This is a genomic window from Candidatus Poriferisocius sp. (assembly GCF_965208355.1).
Taxonomy (GTDB): Bacteria; Actinomycetota; Acidimicrobiia; order Acidimicrobiales; family Bin134; genus Poriferisocius.
This window is the reverse complement of record NZ_CBDBOM010000003.1, coordinates 2076624-2099076: the sequence shown is the minus strand read 5'-3', so window position 1 is coordinate 2099076 and position 22453 is coordinate 2076624. Positions and strand designations below refer to the sequence as shown.

Annotated in this window: 22 protein-coding genes and 1 tRNA gene; 12 read left to right on the top strand and 11 right to left on the bottom strand. The window is 65.1% G+C overall.

From position 1 onward, the window contains the following. The first annotated feature begins 90 nt into the window (after nucleotides 1-90). Complete coding sequence (locus tag ACOGXH_RS11055) at nucleotides 91-936, top strand: copper resistance D family protein (protein ID WP_419930361.1); 846 nt, start codon at nucleotides 91-93, stop codon at nucleotides 934-936. Nucleotides 937-1058: 122 nt separating this feature from the next. Here ACOGXH_RS11055 and ACOGXH_RS11050 read toward each other — a convergent pair whose 3' ends face one another. Both ACOGXH_RS11050 and ACOGXH_RS11045 read right to left on the bottom strand, forming a co-directional pair. After that, nucleotides 1059-1346: a hypothetical protein gene (locus ACOGXH_RS11050; protein ID WP_419929161.1), complete on the bottom strand. Its 288-nt coding sequence runs from the start codon at nucleotides 1344-1346 to the stop codon at nucleotides 1059-1061. A gap of 118 nt (nucleotides 1347-1464) precedes the next feature. Next, nucleotides 1465-2832, bottom strand: a complete 1368-nt coding sequence (locus tag ACOGXH_RS11045) for a protoporphyrinogen/coproporphyrinogen oxidase (protein ID WP_419929160.1) — start codon at nucleotides 2830-2832, stop codon at nucleotides 1465-1467. A gap of 168 nt (nucleotides 2833-3000) precedes the next feature. On the opposite strand from ACOGXH_RS11045, the gene ACOGXH_RS11040 reads away from it, so the two are divergent. The 9 genes from ACOGXH_RS11040 to ACOGXH_RS11000 all read left to right on the top strand — a co-directional run bounded on the left by ACOGXH_RS11040 (nucleotide 3001) and on the right by ACOGXH_RS11000 (nucleotide 10132). Then, nucleotides 3001-3489 carry a cation:proton antiporter regulatory subunit gene (locus ACOGXH_RS11040; RefSeq protein WP_419929159.1) on the top strand — a complete coding sequence of 163 codons (489 nt, stop codon included), beginning with the start codon at nucleotides 3001-3003 and terminating at the stop codon, nucleotides 3487-3489. A 3-nt stretch (nucleotides 3490-3492) separates the two neighbouring features. Next, entirely contained in the window at nucleotides 3493-4722 is a 1230-nt protein-coding gene (locus ACOGXH_RS11035) for a cation:proton antiporter (RefSeq protein ID WP_419929158.1), read from the top strand. Nucleotides 4723-4747: 25 nt separating this feature from the next. Continuing rightward, nucleotides 4748-5641 carry a hypothetical protein gene (locus ACOGXH_RS11030; RefSeq protein ID WP_419929157.1) on the top strand — a complete coding sequence of 298 codons (894 nt, stop codon included), beginning with the start codon at nucleotides 4748-4750 and terminating at the stop codon, nucleotides 5639-5641. A 113-nt stretch (nucleotides 5642-5754) separates the two neighbouring features. Further along, nucleotides 5755-6879: a hypothetical protein gene (locus ACOGXH_RS11025; protein ID WP_419929156.1), complete on the top strand. Its 1125-nt coding sequence runs from the start codon at nucleotides 5755-5757 to the stop codon at nucleotides 6877-6879. A 119-nt stretch (nucleotides 6880-6998) separates the two neighbouring features. Then, nucleotides 6999-7072, top strand: a tRNA-Val gene (locus ACOGXH_RS11020). A 4-nt stretch (nucleotides 7073-7076) separates the two neighbouring features. Then, nucleotides 7077-7961 carry a DMT family transporter gene (locus tag ACOGXH_RS11015; RefSeq protein WP_419929155.1) on the top strand — a complete coding sequence of 295 codons (885 nt, stop codon included), beginning with the start codon at nucleotides 7077-7079 and terminating at the stop codon, nucleotides 7959-7961. 44 nt (nucleotides 7962-8005) lie between these two features. After that, entirely contained in the window at nucleotides 8006-9511 is a 1506-nt protein-coding gene (gene betC, locus ACOGXH_RS11010) for a choline-sulfatase (RefSeq protein ID WP_419929154.1), read from the top strand. Nucleotides 9512-9562: 51 nt separating this feature from the next. After that, the gene (locus ACOGXH_RS11005; RefSeq protein ID WP_419846932.1) at nucleotides 9563-9748 is read left to right on the top strand and encodes a carboxymuconolactone decarboxylase family protein; all 186 of its coding nucleotides are present in this window, start codon (nucleotides 9563-9565) and stop codon (nucleotides 9746-9748) included. 21 nt (nucleotides 9749-9769) lie between these two features. After that, nucleotides 9770-10132 (top strand): hypothetical protein, encoded by a 363-nt coding sequence (locus ACOGXH_RS11000; protein ID WP_419929153.1) that lies wholly within the window; start codon nucleotides 9770-9772, stop codon nucleotides 10130-10132. 3 nt (nucleotides 10133-10135) lie between these two features. On the opposite strand, the gene ACOGXH_RS10995 is transcribed toward ACOGXH_RS11000, so the two are convergent. Genes ACOGXH_RS10995 through ACOGXH_RS10975 form a run of 5 tightly spaced genes read right to left on the bottom strand, consistent with a single transcriptional unit; the run spans nucleotide 10136 to nucleotide 16053 of the window. Continuing rightward, on the bottom strand, nucleotides 10136-11305 hold the full coding sequence (locus tag ACOGXH_RS10995; RefSeq protein WP_419929152.1) for an epoxide hydrolase family protein: 1170 nt from the start codon (nucleotides 11303-11305) through the stop codon (nucleotides 10136-10138). A 34-nt stretch (nucleotides 11306-11339) separates the two neighbouring features. After that, the gene (locus ACOGXH_RS10990; RefSeq protein ID WP_419929151.1) at nucleotides 11340-12938 is read right to left on the bottom strand and encodes an ABC transporter permease; all 1599 of its coding nucleotides are present in this window, start codon (nucleotides 12936-12938) and stop codon (nucleotides 11340-11342) included. 10 nt (nucleotides 12939-12948) lie between these two features. After that, nucleotides 12949-14001, bottom strand: a complete 1053-nt coding sequence (locus ACOGXH_RS10985) for an ABC transporter ATP-binding protein (protein ID WP_419929150.1) — start codon at nucleotides 13999-14001, stop codon at nucleotides 12949-12951. A 34-nt stretch (nucleotides 14002-14035) separates the two neighbouring features. Beyond that, on the bottom strand, nucleotides 14036-15235 hold the full coding sequence (locus ACOGXH_RS10980; protein ID WP_419929149.1) for an acyl-CoA dehydrogenase family protein: 1200 nt from the start codon (nucleotides 15233-15235) through the stop codon (nucleotides 14036-14038). After that, on the bottom strand, nucleotides 15232-16053 hold the full coding sequence (locus ACOGXH_RS10975) for a sugar phosphate isomerase/epimerase family protein (RefSeq protein WP_419929148.1): 822 nt from the start codon (nucleotides 16051-16053) through the stop codon (nucleotides 15232-15234). Before ACOGXH_RS10975 ends, ACOGXH_RS10980 begins: the two co-directional genes overlap by 4 nt. Before the next feature lie 36 nt (nucleotides 16054-16089). Here ACOGXH_RS10975 and ACOGXH_RS10970 point away from each other — a divergent pair, with 36 nt between their 5' ends. Continuing rightward, complete coding sequence (locus ACOGXH_RS10970) at nucleotides 16090-17280, top strand: cytochrome P450 (RefSeq protein ID WP_419929147.1); 1191 nt, start codon at nucleotides 16090-16092, stop codon at nucleotides 17278-17280. A gap of 2 nt (nucleotides 17281-17282) precedes the next feature. Here the strand turns inward: ACOGXH_RS10970 and ACOGXH_RS10965 are convergent, their stop codons facing one another. Continuing rightward, nucleotides 17283-18344, bottom strand: a complete 1062-nt coding sequence (locus ACOGXH_RS10965; RefSeq protein ID WP_419929146.1) for an LLM class F420-dependent oxidoreductase — start codon at nucleotides 18342-18344, stop codon at nucleotides 17283-17285. Between the two features lie 62 nt (nucleotides 18345-18406). Between ACOGXH_RS10965 and ACOGXH_RS10960 the strand changes: the two genes are divergently transcribed. Next, a complete protein-coding gene (locus ACOGXH_RS10960) occupies nucleotides 18407-19618 on the top strand; it encodes an aspartate aminotransferase family protein (protein WP_419929145.1) in 1212 nt (403 codons plus the stop codon). Between the two features lie 10 nt (nucleotides 19619-19628). Here ACOGXH_RS10960 and ACOGXH_RS10955 read toward each other — a convergent pair whose 3' ends face one another. From ACOGXH_RS10955 to ACOGXH_RS10945, 3 genes are all read right to left on the bottom strand, one after another. Continuing rightward, on the bottom strand, nucleotides 19629-20423 hold the full coding sequence (locus tag ACOGXH_RS10955; RefSeq protein WP_419929144.1) for an SDR family oxidoreductase: 795 nt from the start codon (nucleotides 20421-20423) through the stop codon (nucleotides 19629-19631). A 94-nt stretch (nucleotides 20424-20517) separates the two neighbouring features. Beyond that, on the bottom strand, nucleotides 20518-21321 hold the full coding sequence (locus ACOGXH_RS10950) for an SDR family NAD(P)-dependent oxidoreductase (protein ID WP_419929143.1): 804 nt from the start codon (nucleotides 21319-21321) through the stop codon (nucleotides 20518-20520). Between the two features lie 43 nt (nucleotides 21322-21364). Next, nucleotides 21365-22450 (bottom strand): Zn-dependent alcohol dehydrogenase, encoded by a 1086-nt coding sequence (locus ACOGXH_RS10945; RefSeq protein ID WP_419929142.1) that lies wholly within the window; start codon nucleotides 22448-22450, stop codon nucleotides 21365-21367. Between the last annotated feature and the right edge of the window lie 3 nt (nucleotides 22451-22453).

Here is a 22453-nt window from a genome sequence, read left to right as displayed (position 1 = left end):
GGGCGCACCCCTCCCTCGTTGCTTTCCTCCGCACAGCGTAAAAACTCGGCGGTCACGGGATCTCAGCGCATCGCTGAAGCGACCCGAATCTTGATCTTTCTGGCCACCATGGGCATCGTGGGCGGGTTGGCGTTCGTTGCCCTTGTCGTTCGCGACGAGCCCCTTGCCTCAGACCGCGCTCGTAAATGGGTGGGCGTCGGCGGAATAGTGCTAACCGCAAGCGCGGCTTTGGCATCTCTGAATCGAGCGGTCGTGATCGAACGCGAATGGTCGGCGTTCTGGTCGCCCGACGCAATCGCCGATGCCGTTTCGACTCACTTCGGCGTGGCGGCAGGACTGCGTCTCGCAGGCGGACTCGCCTTGGCTGTCACCCTGCTTCGCGCTGCGGCAAGCCCACCGAGGCAGTGGACTGTCGTGACCGCCCTGACGGGCGGCGCGCTAGTCATCGCTTCGTTTGCTTTCGACGGACACACAGTTACCGAAGGACCCAGATGGCTTCACGCCGTTGCCAGCGTGAGCCATGTGAGCGCCGCAGCGGTTTGGACCGGCGGCCTCGTACTACTGGTCGATCTCCTTTGGCGTCGTCGCCGCCGCGGCGCAGACGTGTACCGGCCATTGATGCGATTCTCACGGATGGCGGCTACTTCGCTCGTTCTGGCCGGCGCAACGGGCACGGCTATGGCGATTATCGTTCTCGACCGCTTCGCCGATCTCTGGTCAACTCCGTGGGGCCGATTTCTGCTGGCCAAGATTGCCCTTGTTGCTGTGGCCGCGGCCATCGGCGGCCATAATCGCTGGGTGCTCATCCCCGCCATCGAGGAAAACGGGCAAGCCGCCATTCACCGACGCCTGCGTCTAGCTGTTGTGATAGAGGCGGTTGCCCTGCTGGGCGTCGCCGTCGTCGCTGCGTTCTTGGTGGCAGCAGCAGCGGCATAGCGTGAATGCACTTCCATGCCTACGCGGAGCCCAGGGATCACCACGCTTGAGCGAGAGGACAGCAATCAGGTCTTAGTACAGCGCTTCAGTTTCCTCAGTCACTTCGCCTCAACGTCGACGGGCTACTGCGACTGTGCCAGTTCGGCGGCGGCTGCGCCATACCTCTGTTGAGCTGCTTGGCGGGTGACGCCGAGCATTATCCCGATCATCGCCCATGACCAGTCGTCCTGTCGGGCGGCGGCAACTGCTTGAGCCAACTCAGTCTCGAGATTGTCGCGTTGTTCGGCCAGCCTTCCCACTGCTTTGAGGCTGGTGGAATCCAACCACTTCAGATCGGCCGGGTCGACCTCGTCGGCCCACTTCTCAAAGGCAGCCAGCTTCTCGGCCCACCGTTCTTCTCGACTGCCCATCAGTTCCACACTCCGATGCCGTGTTTGCGAGCACTGGGCGCGATGACGGCCTGTTCAAGGTAACGGTCCATCGGGTTGATGTCAACAAAAGTTGACACTGGGTGGCGAGCCGCCTTGCCTAGGTGGGGCGGGAGGCCAGCAGTTCTGCGGCCTGGGTGGCGGCGCGGTGGCCGCTGGAGAGAGCGCCGTTGACTGACGGGATGCCCATGTAGTCGCCGGCTAAGAACAGGTTGTCGATGCGCCCGGCAAGCTGGCAGGGGATCTCGGCCATCTTGGCGAGCATTCCGGGCTTGCCCATGCACAGAGCCTCCTCCCAGCGATACACCCGGTAGAACAGGCCCTCGTCATCGCCGGGAAGGGCCGAACCGGGAGGGGCGTTGCGGCGAGCGGCGTCCAGCATCTGGCACTTGACCTCTTCGTCGTCTTGGGGGATGAGTTCCTTGGCCCGGTCGAGCCCGATGAGCAGGTCGAGGATGCTCTTGCCCGGCGGCGCGCAGGCGGGCAGGAAGGTGGTCCTGTCCATCAGAAGCGGGGTGTTGTCGTGCTCGGGGTAGAGCGCGCCGTGCCAGCCGGGAGGCAGCGGGCGGTGGTCGAGGCCGATCACCACCCGGCAACCGGTTGAGTAGTTCACGGTGCTAAGCGCGGCGTGAGTCTCGGCCGGCAGGTCGGGGACGAGGCCAGAGACCTGGGTGCCGGGCACGGCGCTGATGACCGCGTCCGCCTCGATCGTCTCACCGTCGACGAAGACGCCGGTGGCAGCCCCGTCTTCCACGACGACTCTCCTGGCGGGGGTTGAAACCCGGATCACGTCGGCACAGGCAGCAGCCAGCGCTTCGCTCAACGAGCCGATGCCCCGCTCGGGCATGTACACCTTGCCGCCGCTCAGCATCGTCTCGCCGATGTAGGCCCGCATCAACGCTTGGCCGGCGGGCGCGGCATCGCCCAAGACCATCTTCAGGGGCCCGCTGAGCGATACCCGCAGCTTGTAGGGCACCTTGTGGCGATCGAGGTAGTCGCCGTAGGACTCGTCGTCGTCGATCTCAGCCAGACGGCTGTCGCTGGCGAAACTCAGGAGTTCCTCTTGGCGGTACATGTGCCGCATCACCTTGGAACCGGCCCGCAGGCCCGAGGGCGAGAGGAAGCCCATGGCCTTGGCCGCGGGCAGCTGCCGCAGGAAATTCCCGATTGATTGGTCAGGCGTCGTGGTAACCCACCGTCCGCCGCGGTAGTGGCCGAAGATCATCGTCGACTCCACCAGCGGCAGTCCTAGCTCCTCGCATATGCGGAATGCGGTGTCGTAGGTGGTGGTGAAGACGAATGCACCGTTGTCCACCGAGAACCCGTCCACCCTCTCGCCGATGCCGCGTCCGCCCGCCCGCTCCTTGGCCTCGAGCAGCAGGGGAGTGATGCCTCGCTTCTTCAGCTCATAGGCGGCGCTGAGCCCGGCGAAGCCTCCGCCCACGATCACAACCCGCTTGGCGCTCATAGGAGACCCTCCCTTTTTGCCACTTTCCAGCTTTGGTGCAGGCGTCTTGTGCGAGGGCGCAAGCGCCTAGTGGACATATACGCAATGTACTGCCAACTCCAGGACCCCTTGGCGGCGCTGTTCTGTCAATATGGCAGTTGCTGCATCGACTACGGGGAGGAGAGACCAGTGGGAAAGGCAACTGAGACTGATTTGCCCGGTGTGGGGGTTCGCTTCGACTTGGAGACAACCGCAGGCCGATGCGTCGGCGTGGTCGTCCACCAGACCGGTCGGCGCGATCTGGTGGTCTACGACGAACGGGACGTTGACCGCGCCTGTGAGAGCGTGGTGTTGACCGAGGACGAGGGTCACACCCTCGGCGAGTTGTTGGGGGGCAACCCGGTTCTGGAGCATCTCGACGACGTCGTGCACCGGCTTGAGGATCTCGTGATCTCGTGGGTAACGGTCGACCCGAAGTCATCCCTCGCCGGGCTCACCCTGGCTGAGGCCGAGCTGAGGGCACGAACCGGGGCGGGCATCGTCGCACTAGTAACCGATTCGGGTTCCATCCCCATCCCCGGCGGAGCTGACCGTCTTGAAGCTGGCGGTACGGCAGTGGTTGTCGGCGTCCCGGCTGCGGTGAAGGCGGCCACCAAGCTGCTGAACGAATCGGGTTAGCCCATGCACACGGGCGGCGATCTGTTTGTGATCGAGCTCGGGGCGGTGGTGCTGGTTCTGGCCATCGTCGCCCGCCTGGCTCGAAGGATCGGCCTGCCTGCGCTCCCGCTGTACCTGCTGGTGGGACTGGCCCTGGGCGAAGGTGGTCTCGTCGAGTTGCCGGCCTCTGCAGAGTTCATCGAGGTGGGCGCGGAGATCGGTGTGATCTTGATGCTGCTCATGCTGGGACTCGAGTTTTCGGCCCACGAGCTAATCGACAACGTTCGGCGGTCGACGCAGGCCGGGATCGTTGACATCGCCCTCAACTTCCCGCCCGGGTTCGTTGCCGGTTTGCTGCTCGGGTTCGACCCCATCGTTGCTGTGTTGCTGGGCGGTGTGACCTACATCTCGTCGTCGGGAATCGTGGCGAAGCTCGTCGCCGACCTCGACCGCATCGGCAACCACGAGACCTCGGTGATCCTGAGCGTGCTGGTCATCGAAGACCTGGCCATGGTGCTCTATCTGCCCATCGTCTCGGGTGTGCTCTTTGGCGGCTCGGCGCTGAGCACCACCATCACCGTCTGTGTGTCATTACTGGTGGTTGTCGGGGTGCTGGGCGCCGCCTACTTCTTCGGCGACCGGCTGAGCGCCCTTGCTTTGAGCCAATCCAGCGAAGCACTGTTGTTGACCCTGCTGGGTGGCACGCTTCTCTTCGCTGGGATTGCCGGACGCCTCAACCTGTCAACGGCGGTGGGGGCCTTCGTGGTGGGCGTGGCGTTGTCGGGCGACATCGTCTCGCATGCCCGCGGGCTGCTGTTGCCGCTGCGCAACCTCTTCGCCGCCGTCTTCTTCGTGTTCTTCGGCCTGCAAGTCGACCTCGACCTGGTCCCCGATGTCGCCGTCGCCGCGGTCGTTATCGCCGCAGTGACAGTCGTCACCAAGTTCGCCACCGGCTGGATCGCCGCCGGACGAGTCGCCATCGGCAGACCCGGTAGGGCCCGGGCCGGCGCCGCCCTCATCGCCCACGGAGAGTTCTCGATAGTCATCGCCGAGCTCGGCATCTCTCGCGAGAGCGACCTCGGGGCGCTTGCTGCCGCATACGTGATCATCCTCACCCTCGTCGGCGCGGTGCTCTACCAGTACTCCGACTCCATAACCCTCCACACCCCAAGCGAGTCCTACCGCGCCAGGTGGCAGCGAAAGTCCCGCCTCGCGGAGCGGCTCCGCCGGCGCCGCTGGTCGCCATCCCGCTAGGACTAACCTCCAGACAGTCATTGTTTTGGAGGAAGAGTTGGCAACAAAAATTGTTTGTTGGAATATCGCAAAGCGCCATGAGCCGTGGCGCGAGCTGGTGGCCATGGATGCCGATGTGGCTCTGCTGCAAGAGGCAGGTCAAGTGCCGCCAGACGTAGCAGACAAGGTCGACACCGGTGACCGAGAGCATTGGGATTCACACGTGTGGAATTCGGAATGGTACTCAGGTCGTTTCAAGAATCTGTCCGACCGTTGGTCGAAGGTGGTGAAGCTGTCCGACCGAGTAAAGGTCGAATGGTTCAAGCAGGTAGGCCAAATTAGTGAGGTAGCAGAAGACGAGATCGCCGTTAGCGGCATCGGCACGATCGCGGCTGCCCGGGTTACTCCACATGGCGGGCTGCCATTCATTGTTGTGTCGATGTACGCACGGTGGATCAAGCCCCATCCGTCTACCAACAGCAGGTGGAGGGTTGGGTACTCAGACGGTTCGGCGCACCGGATCATTTCAGACCTCTCGGCATTCATCGGCGACACCGACCCCAGCACCCATCGCATACTGGCTGCGGGTGATCTGAACATGTTCTACGGAGCCACTCATAGCAACCGGCTGTCGCTTACCGATCGCGAGCGCACAGTTTTCGAACGGATGGATGCGCTGGGCCTGGAGTTCCTGGGCCCCCAGTCTCCTAATGGCAGACAGGCCAGCCCGACACCCCAAGGTCTCCCGGAGGACACCAAGAATGTCCCCACCTATCACACGGCCAAGAAGAAGCCGGAAACTGCTGAGAACCAGCTCGACTATGTCTTCGCCTCCCGCGGCTTCCACGAGGAAGTCAAGGTGCGGGCTATGAACGAACCTGAAGAGTGGGGGAGCAGCGACCACTGCCGACTGTGGATCGAAGTGGGTAAGTCGGTTTGAGCTGTTTCCTCTAGCGGCAGAGCGGGATGTACATGAGGCCGCCGTTGGTTCAGAGTTCGTTGGCGCTGCCAGCCAGCGTTTTCGACAGCGACTGGCTGTTGTAGTTTCGGCTGGTGCAGAAGATGCTGAAGTTCTCTCGCGTAGTGGCCGTAGCTGCTCTTGTCGCCGCAGCCTCTGTTCTGTTTGTGCCTGCTGCTTCTGCGCAGACCGCTGAAGACGTGAAGCAGAGAGATCAGCTGATCGCCAACCAGGAAAACTTGCTCAATACCTACAGGTGTTTATTCGGTGTCGATACCGATGTGGTACCTGGTAGCTGTCCGAATCCGGATGTAGTTGTTCCCGGCGTCACCCCTGAGAAGCCCAGCCAGCAAGACCTCGACGTGCGGGATGGGCTGATCCAAAACCAGGAGGCCCTGCTGAATGTGTACCGGTGTCGGTTCGACGTCGATACCGAGATCGTTCCCGGGGGATGCGTAGACGGCGCACCCGCGCCAGTCTTGGTGGAGGAGTCGGAAACAGGTCCGGAGCCGCTAGGACCGCCTCCAGCGGCGTTTGGATTCGATCCCTTCTACGGGAAGTACCTAGATGCGGGCGGCTTGCCGGTAATTGCCTCTGCCCAGGTTCCCGACGAGGCTCTTGTGCAGGTCAAGCGCCTTGTTGAAGAGATGCTGGGCAACCGGGAGGACATCCTGGCCAAGTTCGGTGACAACAACGTTCGGGTTGCCGTGATGGCTAAGGCCTCCGGGATTACTGAGCTGCCCGAATTGAGCGACCTGTATGAAGTTTTTCCCGGTACTGATTGGGACGAGAGAACTAGAGGTGGTGGAGTTGGCCCGACACTAGCCCGACCCGTTGTGGCGATCGCCGAAGAGCACCTGCTCTGCTACGACTCTGATGTCTTCCCCTTTGAGGACATATTCGTCCATGAGTTTGCCCACGGAGTGCTCAATATGGGAGTTGAACTGCTACCTGGAGGCAGTGAGTTCCGTCAGCGTCTTGAGACCGCTTACCGAGAAGCGTTAGGTGCTGGCCTGTGGGCGGACACCTACGCCGCGACCAACCCTGATGAGTATTGGGCAGAGGGGGTCCAATCCTGGTTCGACCTGAATGATCCGCCTGGATGGATCCACAACGAGATCGACACCCGACGGGAGCTAGAAGCCTACGATCCGGCGCTCGCGACGTTGATCCAAGAGGTGTTCGGCTCGGCCACAGTCGAGTCTTCATGCCACCGCTGAGAGATCGATCGAACCACCGCCGTCCAGTGAGCCGCCATTCGGCGTGACCGGACACCCCAGTTGGCACCTGGTTATGGGTCTGCGGATTTGCTGCCACTCCTGCTAGCCTGACTCGTTCCGGGCCGTTAGCTCAGTTGGCTAGAGCACCTGCATGACGCGCAGGGGGTCAGGGGTTCGAGTCCCTTACGGCCCACCCAATGGTTGTCGCCCAGTCCAGTGATCGACGGCGGCTGGGCTGGTTGCTCGCCGGGTTTGGCATGTTGTCGGTGTCCACCGATTCGCTGTGGATCCGGCTGTCGGAGGCCGATGCAATCGATGTCTCTTTCTGGGTGGCGTGCTGCTCCATTCCCCTCTACACCGCGCTGAGCCATCGGATAGACGGCTGCTGGCCGCTGGAGGCGTTCCGCCGCCACCCTTGGCAGCAACTCGTCATTGGGGCGCTCACCGGGGGCAGTCAGCTCTGTTTCGTGATTGCTGTCACCCAGACCCGAATAGCCAATGTGGTGGCCATCGTGGCCGCAGTGCCACTGTTGGCCGCAGTAAGCGCCTGGATATGGCTGAGGGAGCGCATCTCCCGGAAGATGGCCATCGCCATCGCCATCACGATGGGGGGAATCGGCGCGATTGTGTCGAGCTCGGTAGGAGAGCCCACGCTTTCGGGCGATCTGCTGGGTGTGTTGGCCATTGTGGGCTTCTCGGTGAGCCTGACCATGTGGCGCCGCTACCCGGACATGAGCCGGCTGGTGGGACTGTCCATCGGCGGGGTGATGACCGTTGTGGCGTTGGTGTACTCGGCGTCGCCGCTGTCACTCGACGTACAGGCCTATCTGTCGATCGCCGCCATGGGGCTGGTGTTCAACCCATTCGGCCGATTGGCGCTGTCCAACGCACCCCGCTTCGCCCCAGTGGCCGATGTGGCTCTGTTCTCGCCCATTGAGACGGTGGCCGGCACGATTTGGGCCGCGGCGTTCTTCAGCGAGTTCCCCCGGCCCGTTGCCGCCGTCGGCGCTGCCATCGTGCTGGTCGGCGTGTTCTACGGCACCATCGCCACCACCCGCCCCGGAGCCGCCACAGCCCACTAGAGACTCTATCCCCAGAGGGGATATGGGAAGTAGCGTCGCGGGCTATGGCCAAGCCCAACATCTTGATGGTGATGGCCGACCAGCTGGCCCCGCACTTCACCGGTGCCTATGGCCATCAGGTGGTGAAGACCCCGGCGATGGATGCCCTGGCTGAACGGGGCGCCCGATTCGATGCGGCCTACTGCAACTTTCCGCTGTGTGCGCCGTCTCGGTTCTCGATGATGTCGGGCCAGCTGCCGTCGGCCATTGGGGCGTGGGACAACGCCGCCGAGTTTCCCGCCGCGATTCCGACGCTGGCCCACTACCTCAACCTGGCCGGGTACCGCACCGCGTTGGCCGGCAAAATGCACTTCATCGGGCCCGACCAGCATCACGGGTTCACCGAGCGGCTCAACACCGAGATCTACCCTTCCGATTTCGCCTGGACCCCCAATTGGGACAACCCCGGTGAGCGGATCCACAAGTGGTACCACAACATGGACAGCCTGTCGGAGGCCGGTCAGGCCCTGGCCACCTACCAGCTGGACTACGACGAGGAAGTGGGCTTCGCCGCCATCCGCCGGCTCTACGACTTTGCCCGCGACAGCGACGACCGGCCCTTCTTTCTCACAGTTGGATTCATCCATCCCCACGATCCCTATGTGGCCCGCCCCGAGTGGTGGGATCTCTACGATCACGACGCCATCGACCTGCCCGATCCGGTGGACCTCGATTTGCTGGATCCTCACAGCCGGCGCATCCGCCAAGGCATCCAAGCCGACACCATCGGTTACACCGAAAAGCAGTGCCGCAACGCCCGCCACGGCTACTACGCCAACACCAGCTACTTCGACTCATGGTTGGGCCGACTGATCGGAGTCCTCGAGGAGACGGACGAGCTCGACAACACAGTGGTGATCGCCACCAGCGACCACGGCGACATGCTCGGCGAGCGCGGCCTGTGGTTCAAGATGAGCTTCTTCGAGCGGTCGCTGCGGGTGCCGTTCATCATGGCCGGGCCGGGTGTGGCCACGACAACGGTTCCCAACGCCTGCTCGCTGGTTGACCTGCTTCCAACCCTGCTGGACATAGCCGCCGACGGCGGTTCCCCAGTCGAGCCGGTGACGCCGCTGGCCGGGCGCAGCCTGTGGGAAGGCGCCACTGGAGGCGGTGATCTCATAGACGAGGCCGTCGCCGAGTACACCGCGGAGATGACCTCCCATCCGCTGTTTATGATCCGACGGGGCCGCTACAAGTACATCCATTGCGACACCGACCCCGCCCTGCTCTACGACATCGACACCGACCCCCAAGAGCAGACCAACCTGGCCGATGACCCGGCCCATGCCGAACTGGCCGCAGAATTCGCCGCTGAGGTGGCCCAGCGCTGGGACAGCGACGCCATCAGAGACCAGGTGCTGGCTTCCCAGCGATCCCGGCGGCTGCTACACGCCGCCACGGGCAACGGCGGAGGCATTTCGTGGGACTACTCCCCAGCCCAAGACGCCGCCAACCAGTACGTTCGCGACCACATGGACTGGGCCGAGGCCGGCGCCCGCACCCGTCTCTGATCGTCGGCGACAAGGCGGGTACTGTGTTGGCACCCCAGCCAAGGAGGAGGCATGGCCCGTATCAAAATCCCCGATGGCCCCGCAGAGGAGCTCCATCGGTTGTGGATGATGTGCCCGGAGCTCACCGCCCCGGCGTCGGCGTTCAGCGCGGCGGTGTACAATAAGAGCAAGCTCTCGGTGCGGCTGCGAGAGCTGCTGCGGATGAGGATCGCCCAGATCAACCACTGCGTGGTTTGACTGGACACCCGGGTTGCGTCGTTGGCGCAACATGATCTGAGCGAAGACGACTACCTCCACGTCGGTGATCGAGACAACTACGACGGCTACAGCCAGGCCGAGCGGGATGCGCTGGAGTACTGCGAGAAGTACGCCACCGACCACTTGGCCATCGACCAGGCGTTCATGGACCGCATGGTCGATCACTACGGCGACGAGCTGATGGTGGACATGACCCTGTCCATCGGCTGCTGGATTGCCTTTGGCCGCATCAATCAGGTGATGGATGTGTCAGTCTCCTGCCCGCTGCGCATGAAGGGCCCCGAGGAAGCACTCGAGGCGATGGAGGGCAATGGCCAGAGCGAGGACGACATCCTGGCCATGCGCTCCGCCCGATTCGCCTAGGCCTTAGCGGAACAGGCGGCCGAAGGCCCGCAGGTCGTCGGTGAACAGCTCGGGCTGCTCGAAGGGGGCGAAATGGCCGCCTGTGGGCTGCACGGCCCAGTGGACGATGTTGTAGCGGCGCTCAGCCCACACCCGCGGGGTCTGAAGCAGCTCTCGGGGGTAAACGGCATGGCCGGTGGGCACCTCCACCCGACCGGCCCACGAGTCCACCGCCGAGGTTCCCGCTCGGGCCGACTCCGAATAGAGCCGCCCCGATGACGCCGCGGTGGCGGTGATCCAGTACAGCATCACGTTGTCCAACAGCTGGTCTTTGGTGAACACGCTCTCCAGGTCGCCGTCTTCCAGGTCGCACCAGTGCTGGTACTTCTCTATGAACCAGGCGGCCAAACCGGCGGGGGAGTCGTTGTGGGCTATCGCCAGGGTCTGGGGCTTGGTGCTCAGCATGGCCATGTAGCCGGTGCCGCCGGTGATTACCTCCAGTGACCGGGCCATGGCCTCCTGCTCGGCCTCGGTCACCCCGTTCATCATTTGCTCGGGGTGGGCGGCCTCCTCGGCGGTGGGCTGGGCGAAGAGCATGTTGAAGTGGGCGGCGATGAGCCGGTCGCCGAAGGCCTCGGCCATGCGCCGGGTGACCAGCGCTCCCCAGTCGCCCCCCTGCACGATGTAGCGGTCATAGCCCAACTGATCCATGACGCCGGCGATGGCCTCGGCGCAGCGGTGCATGTCCACGCCGGGGTTGGCGGTGGGACCGGAGAATCCGTAGCCGGGCAGCGACGGGACCACCACATGGAAGGCGTCGGACGAATCGCCGCCATGGGCTGCCGGGTCAGACAGCGGGCCCATCATCTCCCGGAACTCCACCACCGAGCCCATGTACCCGTGGATCATCACCATGGGCAGGGCGTCGCGTTCCGGCGAGCGCACATGGTAATAGTGGACCCGCTCGCCCGCCGCGGTGGCGGTGAACTGGGGAAAGGCGTTGAAGTAGGCCTCCCGGCCCCGCCAGTCGTATCCGTCGGCCCAGTAGTCGCACAACTCCCTCATGTAGGCCACCGAGGCCCCGTCGTCCCAGCCGGGTCGCACGGTGTCGGGCCACCTGGTCATGGCCAAGCGCTGGCGCAGATCGTCTAGGTCGGCCTGGGGGATGTCGATTTCGAACGGCTCGATGCTCACTCCCGCAGCGTGTCACAGACCCGCGTCAGCACTGCTAGTCGAAATGATCCGCCCGGCGGACAACGAAGAACCAGGTGAGCACGCCCGACAAAACGACCAGCACGCCCGACCAAATGCCGGCCTCGGCCACGAACGCCTCTTCGATGCTGTTGAACGCCTTGGTGGTGAGGGTGGGGAAGTCGAAGGGGGCGATGAGCAGGGTGATGGGCAGCTCCTTCATCACCGACAGCATCACCAGCCCGCCCCCGGCCAACAGCCCCGGTGCCATGAGCGGCAGCTCCAGCGATCGGAAGCGGCGCACCCAGCTGGCTCCCAGGGTGCGGGCCGCGTCGGTCAGCCGAGACGACACCGCGGCCACCGCCACCTGGGAGGTGCGCATCGTCTGGCCTCCGAACCGCACGATGTAGGCGAACACCAGCAACACCAGGGTGTTGCGGAGGTGGCTGCCGACGTCGGTCTTCAGCGTCCAGAACAGCAGGGCCAGTCCGATGAGAATTCCCGGCAGGGCAAATGCCGACACGATCACCGCGTTGGCCACGGTGCCGATTCGGGATCGATAGCGCACCACGAGGTAGGCGGCTGGGAGCACGACGGCCACCGACACGACTGCGGCCAGAATGCTCCCGTACGCGGTGTGCCAGGTCGGGGACCATACGTCGTCCCAGCCCACCAGCAGGTCCCGTCCCCCCGACGCCTCCAGCCTGATGCCGTCGATCGTCCAGTCGCCCAGTGAGGCCAGCGGCCCCAACAGAGCCAGCGCCACCGCACCGACCAGGAACGCCACTGCAATCGGCTTGGCCCGGCCCAGGCGGTACATCACCGGGCTTCGCGATCGCACCGGCGCCGCGTGTTCGAAGCGCCGGGTGGCGCCTCGCTCCACCAGCACTACCGCGGCGGCCAGCACCAGCAGGATGACGCTGAGGGCCATCGACACCGCCTGGTTGTTGAGCCGGGTGGTGTAAATGGCCCGGCTGAGCGTGTCGTAGCGCATGAGCTGGACCGCGCCGAAGTCGCTGATGGCATACAGGAACACCAGCAGGGTTCCGGCGCTGATAGCGGTCGCCGTTTGGGGCAGCACCACTCGGCGGATGATGGTCAGCGGGCTGTCGCCCAGCAGCCGGGCGGTCTCCTCGGCCGAGCCGGGCAATCGCCGCAGCCGGGCGGCCACCGGCAGGTACACGTAGGGATAGGTGAAGAGCGTGAGGGCCAGCCAGGCGCCGAAGAGGCCCCGCACTTCCACGTCCCACACCAGCCCCAGGTTGTCCAGCCAGTCGGACAGCAGACCTCCGGGATTGAGGGTACGGATCAATGCCGCGGCGCCGATGAAGGTGGGGAACACCAGCGGCAGCGGCAGTAGTGCCTGCCACATGCGCTTGAGGGGGACGTCGCAGCGGGTGGTCAGCCAGGCCAGAGCGGTGCCGAAGGCCGCGGTGGAAGCCGACACCAGCACAGCCAATCGCAGCGTGCGCAGCAGTGGTCCCTGAGTGCGTTGGGAGAACAGCACGCCGAGCGGATCGCTGTGGAAAGTGAAGTTGCGCCACACCAGATAGCCCGCGGGGAAGGCGAACCCAACGGTCACCACGATGGCGACCACCTTCAACAGCGCCGTGGATCGGATAGCGGGCGGCTGCACGAAAAGCGGCTCAGTCGGGGTCGGATCGGGGGAAGGCCACCGCCGGTGATCCGGTGTAGGCAGGGCAGACCCGGTCTCCAGGAGCGAGGCTTTGTGCCCCGCTTACTCGGGCGAGGAGCCGGATACCGGCGGCGTTGGCCACGGTGACCATGGAGTCGGCCCCTTGGAACTCGAAATCCTCCACAGTGTGGGTCGCGGTGCCGCTGCCTTCGGTGCGCAATTCCACGTCCTCGGGCCGCACCGCGACTTCGACCGGACCTTGGCGGGCTTCGAGCAACGGGATAGATCCGAAGTCGGCATGGGCGATTGAGCCGTCGGCGTCGGCAGGGTACATGGAAACATCGCCGATGAAGGCCGCCACCCATGGGCTGGCTGGTTTCTGGTAGATCTCCGCGGGCGAGCCGATTTGAACGATTCGACCGGCATCCATGACCGCCACCCGGTCGCCCAGCACCAACGCCTCCTCCCGGTCGTGGGTCACGAACACCGCCGTCATGCCCGTGGACTGAAGAAGTTGGCGGACCTCGGTGCGAACCTCCCGTCGCAGCGCGCTGTCCAAGTTGGAAAACGGTTCGTCCAACAGCAAAGCGGTGGGCTGGGGAGCGAGTGCCCGGGCTAGCGCCACCCGCTGCTGTTGTCCGCCGGAGAGGGTCTCGGGCATGCGGCCCTGCATTCCCGGAAGATTCACCAGCTCCAGCGTCTTGGCCACCTCAGTCATCCGCTTGCCGCGAGGGACTCCGTAGCCGACATTCCTGGCCACATCAAGATGGGGGAACAGCGCCCAGTCTTGGAACACCATTCCGACATTTCGGTCCTCAGGCCGAAGCCAGATTCCGTCGCCGGCCACCTGAGTACCCGCTATGTGGATCGTGCCCTGGTCGGCTCGCTCCAGTCCGGCGATAATGCGAAGCAGCGTGGTCTTTCCACACCCGCTTGGCCCCAGCAGGGATACCATTTCGCCCCACCCCACTTCGAGGCTGCATTCTTCGATCACGGTGGTCCCCTCGAACGACTTGGACACGTCCTGCACTGACAGCAGCGGAACCGGGGGGACAAGGGCCATGAAAATGTAAGGCTACCCTAATTCGGGCGCTCAACTAGTTGCGGGGTACCTCGTTCCAGGGGACGGCCTTGTCCACTCGGGGTTCGCCGGGCAAGCCGAGAATCTGCTCGCCCAAGATGTTGCGCATGATCTCGGTGGTGCCGCCCTCAATGGAGTTGGCCCGGGATCGCAAGAAGGCGTGGCCAATGCCGCTCTCGGCTCCGGTTTCGGAGACGAAATCGGGTCGGCGAAAGGTGTAGTCGAAGTCCACTGAGCCGGCCGGTCCTTGGAGATTCACGCACTCCTCGAAAATGTCCTTGTTCAGCTCGGCGTGGATGGCCTTGGCCACCGAGCCCTCGGGACCGGGGTTGCCTGCTCGACGATTCTGAGAGGCCCGCATGTTGGTGAGCCGCAACGTCTCCGCTTGGCTCCACAGCTTCATCACCCGGTCGAGACGAGCCGAGGTGCGCTGCTCATCGGGCAGCTCCGACCACACCTGTACCAGTTCGGCAATGGTGCCCGAGCCCCGTTTGGGAGAGCTGCCGCCCCCGATCACGGTGCGCTCGTTCATCAGCGTGGTGAGCGACACCCGCCAGCCCTCGCCTTCTTCGCCGATGCGGTCGGCGTCGGGCACCCGCACGCCGGTCATATAGACCTCGTTGAACTCGGCTTCACCGGTGATCTGGCGCAGCGGGCGAACCTCCACCCCTTCGGCGTGCATGTCGAGGGCGAAATAGGTCATGCCCTTGTGCTTGGGGGCATCGGGGTTGCTGCGGGTTACCAGCATGCCCCGGTCGGCCAGGTGGGCGAGGGTGTTCCACACCTTTTGGCCGTCCACCGTCCAGATGTCGCCGTCTCGGACCGCTCGGGTAGCCAGTCCCGCGAAGTCGCTGCCCGCGCCCGGCTCGGAAAACAGCTGGCACCAGCGCTCCTCGCCGGTGAACATCGGGCGCAAGAACCGGTGCTTTTGCTCGTCGGTTCCGTGGGTTACGACGGTGGGACCGGCCAGGGTGAAGAAGAAGGCACCCGGATCGGCCGGTCCCGCTCCGGCATCTCGCAGCCGCCCTTCGATATGGCGTTGGTAGCGGGGTGCGAGTTCAAGGCCGCCGAATCCCACCGGGAAATGGACCCAGGCCAGCCCGGCGTCGTATTGGTAGCCGCGGAACTCCTCCACCGACATGGTGGTCGGATCGTGCTCGGCCAAAAGGGCGTCAATGGCGTCGTCGACTTCTTGGGGGATGGCGTCGGTGCTCACAGGGCCAATCTAGCTTTCAATTCCTCGAAGCAGGCCATCGACTGGTGGGCAACTACTTCGGGTTCCAGGGCGTTCAACTCGTCGGAAAACACCTCGATGGCAAGGGGGGCATCGACGCCCCGGCCGACCAGTTCCGCCAACAGGTCGGCGATGTTTCCGTGCCCGTCGCCGGGCATGAGGCGATGGTGGATGCACTCGTAGGCGACCTCTTCAGGGGTTGGCTGGCCCACGGGGTCTGGGCCGGTGTCGCCTATCTGAATGGCCTTGATCATGGCCGGGTCGATTGAGGCATCCAACAGGCCCCGCTCCGGTCCCCGCCACAGATGCCAAGTGTCCAGCAGCAAACCGGTGTTGGGCCGGTCGGCCCGCTCGACAATCTCGGCGGCCACCCGGTGGTCGTCCAACGGCGACCAGGAGAACGGTTCGATCAGGGCCAAAATGCCGTGTTCAGCGGCTTGGTCGGCGATCTCGGCCAGTGTGGCCGCGGCCTGGTCTAGGTGTTCTCCCGGCTGCCAGTCGGAATGTTCCAACACGGTGATCGACCGGGCGCCCAGGGCGGTGGCCGCAGCCACCGCGTCCTCAGCGCCCTCGGGGCTTCGCATGGTCATCACCACCCCGTCGTACTCGGCGACCCGAAGATTCAATTCGTGCAACAGACTCACGATGGTCGCGTCGTCCCATCCCCGCTCATGCAGTTTGCGGTGCTCCCACCCGTAGATCGACAGGCGGGCAAACCCGGCGGTCGACGCGGCCCGAACCTTCTCATCCCATGGCACTCGCCCCAGCGTCCCTGTGCACAGGTAGGGCGGATGAGACATGGCCCGAGATTATGCCGGTTGCACTACCGTGACCCCATGGAGTTCGACGCCCGCGACCCTGCCCATGAGACCGATGGAGTGCCCTTTCACACGCTGGCCCGCATCCGCGACGAGCAGCCCATCTGCCCGTCGCCCAAGGGCGGCTGGTATCTCTCGACCCGACGCCACATCGATACCGCCCTCAAGGAGGTGGAGACCTTTGTGGCCGATTTGGCCCCGATGGCGGGACTGCCCGGCACCGAGGTGGTTGCGCCCGAGGAGCTCTTTCTGAGCGAGATTCCCGAGCCCCGCCACGGCCGCATCCGCCGGCTGTACAACTCCAACTTCGCTCCCCACCGGTTGCGCAATACCGAGGAGTTCGTCACCCGAACCTGCCACCGCCTGCTCGACCCGATGCTGGACGCCGGTGAGGGCGACCTGCATGCGGGCTACGCCATGCCCATCCCCAGTGCCACCCTGGCCGATCTGATGGGACTGCCCCCCGAGGCCGGGGAGAAGTTCATGGGCTGGTCGTTCGACGGCACGCTGATGCAGCGCCCCGGCACGCCGGGGATCAAGCCGACCGGCCCGCCGATCCTCGACTACTTCCGCGAGGCGCTGGCCGAGCGCCGGAAAACAGCAGCCGCAGGGGAAGACCAGCCCCACGACGTGATCGTCGGATTGATGAGAGCGGAGGTCGACGGGGTCCCGTTGAGCGACACCGAGATCGTCACCCAGCTCCAGTTCATGGTGATGGCCGGGGTCCACACCACCCGGGCGTTGCTGGTGCATTTGGCCCACCGGCTGCTGCGAGACCGGGAGCTGTTCGGGCGGGTGTCGGCCAATCGGGATCTGGTGGGTCCGTTGGTGGAGGAGTCGCTTCGCCATGATGCTCCGGTGCAGGCCACCACCCGCCGCTGCACCCACAGGGTCGAGCTCGACGGGGTGGAGATGCAGGCTGGCGATTGGGTGGAGGTGGGCATTGGCTCAGCCAACCGGGACGAGACGGTGTACGACGACCCCGACGTGTTCCGATTGGACCGGGACGACCCTCGCGACCACCTCGGGTTCGGCGGCGGTCCCCACATCTGCCCCGGAGCCACCCTGGCCCGCATCGAGGCATCGTGCGCGGTCAACGTGCTGTGCGACCGAGTGGCGGAAATGTCAGTAGTTGATGGGGCGACTTATCCGCCGCTGCCCGGCGGCATGTCGCACCTTCCCATTACCGCCAAGCTCAAGGCGAGGTAGTCCTAATCGGCTCGAGGTTCGGCCTCGGCCAGCTCGGCGATGTAGGCCAGTTCCTCGTCGGTGTTGGCCCGGATGGTGAGGCCGGTGGCCTTGGTGTCGCACCAGCGGGCAAAGCGCTCCCTGATGCGTTGGCGGGAACCGATCAGCGCCCCGTCGTCGATGTACTCGTCGGGCACTGCGGCCACGGCCTCGTCCCGGCGTCCGGCCATGAACAGCTCCTGGATGCGCTCGGCGGCCTCGCCGAATCCCCGACGCACCATGGCGTCACGGTGGAAGTTGTACTCCCGGGTGCCATAGCCCCCCACCAGGAAGGCGAACTGGGGTTTGGCCCTGTCGATGGCCTCCTGTACGTCGTCGGTGATCGACACCCGGGAACCGGCCTGGATCTCGATGTCGTCCCAGGTGCGTCCAGCCCGGTCGAGCCCCTTCTGGATGGCCTCGGTGTAGAGGTGGGCGCTGCCCGGGGTGTATCCCAGCGGCAGCCACCCGTCGGCCAGCTCGGCCATTAGAGCGGTGTTTGCTGGCCCGCCGGTGGCCAGAAACACGGGAATGTCGGGATTCATATGCAAGATCGACTTCAGCGGCTTGCCGACGCCCAATGAACCGTCGCCCACATACGGCAGGCTGATCTGCGACCCGTCGTGGGTCAACGGCTCCTGGCGGGCGAACACCTTTTTGATGATGGACACGTAGTCGCGCAGCAGGGCATTGGGCTTGCCCCACGGCTGGCCGTACCACCCCTCCACGATCTGGGGGCCCGACAGGCCCAAACCGCAGATGGCTCGCCCCGGGCCGGCCAGCGCCTCCAGAGTGCCGAACTGCATGGCGGTTGTCACCGCCGGTCGGGCCGCCACCTGGCACACTGCGGTGCCCAGCCGGATGTGGCGGGTGTGGGCCGCGATCCAGGCCAGCGGGGTGATGGCGTCGATGCCGTAGATCTCCGCCGACCACACCGAGTCGTAGCCCAGGCGCTCGGCCAGCTGGACCCGGGCCAACTGCTCTTGGGCCAGCGAAGTATCCAGCCTGGACTGGCTCCAAATGTCCACTCCGATTCCCAGCTTCATAGGCCCTGACTATCCCACTCCCGGTGGCTGGCCGGTGAATTGGCAGTGGGTAGAATTCGGCGGTGCCTACGAAGTTCTTGCATGGATTCACTCCGCCGGCGGCCGACGACTTCGTCACGATCGTGCGGGCTGAGGGCTGCACGCTCTGGGATGACCAGGGGAAGCGGTACCTGGACGCCCTGGCCAGCCTGTGGTACTGCCAGGTTGGCCACGGTCGGGCCGAGATCATCGACGCGGTGGCCGACCAGATGCGGTTGTTGGACGCCTACCAGACGTTCGCACCGTTCACGAACCAGCCGGCTGAGGAATTAGCCTCAATGGTGGTCGAGCGGTCGCCCCATCCCGACGGACGGGTGTTCTTCGGCGGCTCGGGATCGGAAGCGGTGGATACCGCGCTGAAGATCGCTCGGGCGGTTCACCAGCTCCGGGGCGAGCCCGACCGCCAGGTCATCATCCGGCGTACCGACGCCTACCACGGCACCAACTTCGGGGGCACCTCCGCTCAGGGCATCGCCGGCAACCGGGAAGGGTGGGGTGATCTGGTACCCCACTTCATCGAGGTGCCCCGCGACGACATCGAGGCGGTGAGCACCACCATGGCCGCCAACGAGGGCCGGGTGGCGGCCGTCATCACCGAGCCGGTGCAGGGCGCCGGAGGCGTCTACCCGCCGTCCGACGGCTACCTGGAGGGACTGCGACGGCTGTGCGATCAGCATGGTGCGCTGCTCATTTTGGACGAGGTCATCTGCGGGTTTGGTCGCCTCGGGCAGTGGTTCGGGGCTCAGCACTTCGGCGTGATGCCCGACTTGATGACGTTCGCCAAAGGAGTAACCTCCGGCTACCAGCCGGTGGGAGGGGTGATTTGCAGCCGGGCGGTATGCGACGTGTTGGAGGAGCCCGGCTACAACCTGCGCACCGGCTACACCTACGCAGGGCACCCCACGTGCATGGCCGCTGGTGTGGCCAACCTGGCCCTGATGGAAAAAGAACAGCTTGTGCAGCGGGTGCCGCACCTGGCCGAAAAGCTCACTGAAGGGCTGGCCGCCCTTCAGGCCGACGGGATCATCCAGAGCTACCGGGGTGCCGGAGCGGTGTACGCCGCGGAGTTGGGCTATGACGCCGCGGCCGCCCGGATGCAATTGCTGGAGGCTGGGGTAGTGCTGCGGCCGGTGGGCACCGGCCTGGCCATTTGCCCACCCCTGGTCATCACCGACCACGAGATCGGCATCCTGTTCGACACCATGGCCGACGTGTTGTCCAACGGGCCTGCCTAAGGCGAAGCGCTCAGCCGATCACCTGGCCGGCATCCACCCGAATCTCCTGGCCGGTCAGCCCCCTGCTCCGCTCGGAGGCCAGAAACAGCACCGCCTCGGCGATGTCCTCGGGGTCGACGTGGCGGTTCAGGGCTGCGGCCGAGGCCGCCCGATCTGACACCTGCTGGGCGGTCTTGTTGGTTTGCTCGGCGATGTTGCTCCACAGCCGGTCGAGGTTGCCGCCGGTGATGTAGCCGGGGGTGACGATGTTCACCCGTATGTTGTGGGGGCCCAGTTCTCGGGCCATGACCAATGATGCGGTCTGGAGGGCGGACTTGGTGGAGGTGTAGATGGCCATCTTCTCGGGCACCGAATGGGTGCTGAGTGTGCCGATCTGCACGATCGAGCCCCCGCCGACCGCCTTCATGTGCTCAGCAGCCCGGCGGCTCACCTCCAGGGTGCCGATCACATTCAGCTCGAATGAATAGCGATAGTCGCCCCAGTCGATGTCGGCCACCGCAGCGCGGGCTCCGCCCGCGGTGGCCACGTTGACCACCGCGTCCACCCGGCCCAATTCCGCCGCCGCGGTGTCGGCCAGAGCCGCGGCCGAGTCGTGGTGCGCGATGTCGGTGGGCACGGCAAGAACCCGCCGACCGGTGGCCTCGGCTACTTCAGCGGCCAGCGCTTCCAATGGCTCTACCCGGCGAGCGGCCAGGGCCAGGTCGGCGCCGTCGGCGGCCAATGCCATTGCGCACGACCGCCCCACCCCCGGTCCCGCCCCGGTGATGATGGCCACCTTGCCCGTGAGGGAGCGATCCGGATTCATAGCGTCCTTGCGTATCACAGTGCCTCGGTCCGACGCCTGCGGCACTTGGGTTCGCTGATCATGGTGCATCGGTCCGACGCTTGCAGCGTCGGCGCTACTCAGTCTCGGGCAGGTCCGGGACCCAGCTGGCGCCGTTGATGTGGCTGCCGCCGTCCACATACAGCGTATTGCCGGTGAGGTACTGGGCATCCTCAATCGACAAGAACAGGGCCACCGGGGCGATGTCGCCTTCGGGGTCGCCCATACGGCCCATCGGGTTGGCCGCCTCGGCGTTGCGGATCAGATCGGGCATCATCTGCTCCACTCTGCGGGCTGATGCGGTCTTGGCCCCCGGGCAGATCACGTTCACCACGATGCCGTAGGGCGCCCATTCCCGGGCCGCGGTGCGACTCAGCGTCCGCAGCGCCTCCTTGGCGCAGTTGTACTCCAGCGTGCCCATGTGGGCGTTCACCCCGTTGAGCGAGCACAGGTTCACGATCCGGCCGTACCGCTGATCCCGCATGGGTCGGAACGCAGCCTGCATGGCCCACAGCGGTCCGTACAGGCCCACGTGCATGGCGTCGTTCATGAGCTGGTCGGTTTTGATCTCCACCCGGCTCAGCTCTCCGCCGCCCCAGGCGTTGTTGATGAGCACATCCAGGCGGCCCCAGTGGTCGACCGCGGCGTCCACCATGGCGGTCACCTCGTCCTTGTCGGCCACGTCCACCCGCATGGTCCGGGCATCAGCGCCGAACTCGTTGCCCAGTTCACCGGCTACCCGCTCGGCGGCCTCCCCGTCGATGTCGGTGACCAGCAGCTTGGCTCCTTCGGCGGCAAAACGGCGGCAAATGCCGTAGCCGATGCCGTCGGCACCGCCGGTGACTACCGCCACTCGGTCGTCGAGTTGTCCCATGGTCATGCTCCTTTTGGGTGTTGAATGAGCGGGGTAGGGGAGGAGACGGTCAAAAGGCGATGACCGAGCGCAGGGTCTCGCCCGCCTTCATGGCCGCGTAGCCGTCGTTCACCTCGTCGATGCCGATGGTGGCCGACACCATCTCGTCCAGCTTGAGCCGCCCGTCGAGGTAGAGGTCGATGAACTTGGGCATGTCCAAGCGGAAGCGGTTGCCGCCCATCAGCGAACCCTGGAGCTTCTTCTCGCTCAGGATGATCTCTCCGCCGGGGATGGTCACCTGGCTGGTCATGGGCAGCATCCCAATGACCGTGGCCGTGCCGCCGATGCCGATCATGGCCCAGGCTTGCTCGGCGGTGGCCGTCAGGCCGATGGCCTCGAACGAGAAGTCGGCGCCGCCTCCGGTGATCTCGTGGACGGCGGCCACCGGTTCGGTCTCCGATGCGTTCACGGTGTGGGTGGCGCCCAGGGTACGGGCCATTTCCAGCTTGGAGGCCACCAGGTCCACCGCGATGATCGGCGTGGCTCCTACGATGCGGGCCCCCTGCACGGCCGACAGCCCGATGCCGCCACAGCCAATCACCACCACGCTCGAGCCGGCGGGCACCGCCGCAGTGCGCATGACCGCGCCCAGCCCGGTGGTCACTCCGCAGCCGATCAGCGCGGCCCGGTCCAAGGGCATTTCATCGCGAATCTTGACCACCGCCCGCTCATGTACCAGCAATTCCTCGGCGAACGAGCCCAATCCGGCGAAGGCAATGCAGCCCCGGCCGTCGTCGAACCGCAGCGACGGGGTGGGGCGGCCCGAGCGCATGGAGTCAGCGTCGAGGCACAGGTAGGGCTTGCCCTGAAGGCAGGTACGGCACACCCCGCACCACATCGACACGCAGGTGATGACGTGGTCGCCGGGCTTCACATAGGTCACATCTTCGCCCACCGCGGCCACCACACCGGCCGACTCATGGCCCATCACCATTGACTCCGCCACCGGCCAATGACCGTCCATGAAGTGCAGGTCGGAGTGGCACAGACCGGCATGGGAAGTGCTGATGAGCACCTCGTTGGCATTGGGCTTGTCGACAGTGAGGCTCTCAACGACAAGTTCGCCGGGACTGGTGTGCAAAACGGCGCCGCGCATGGG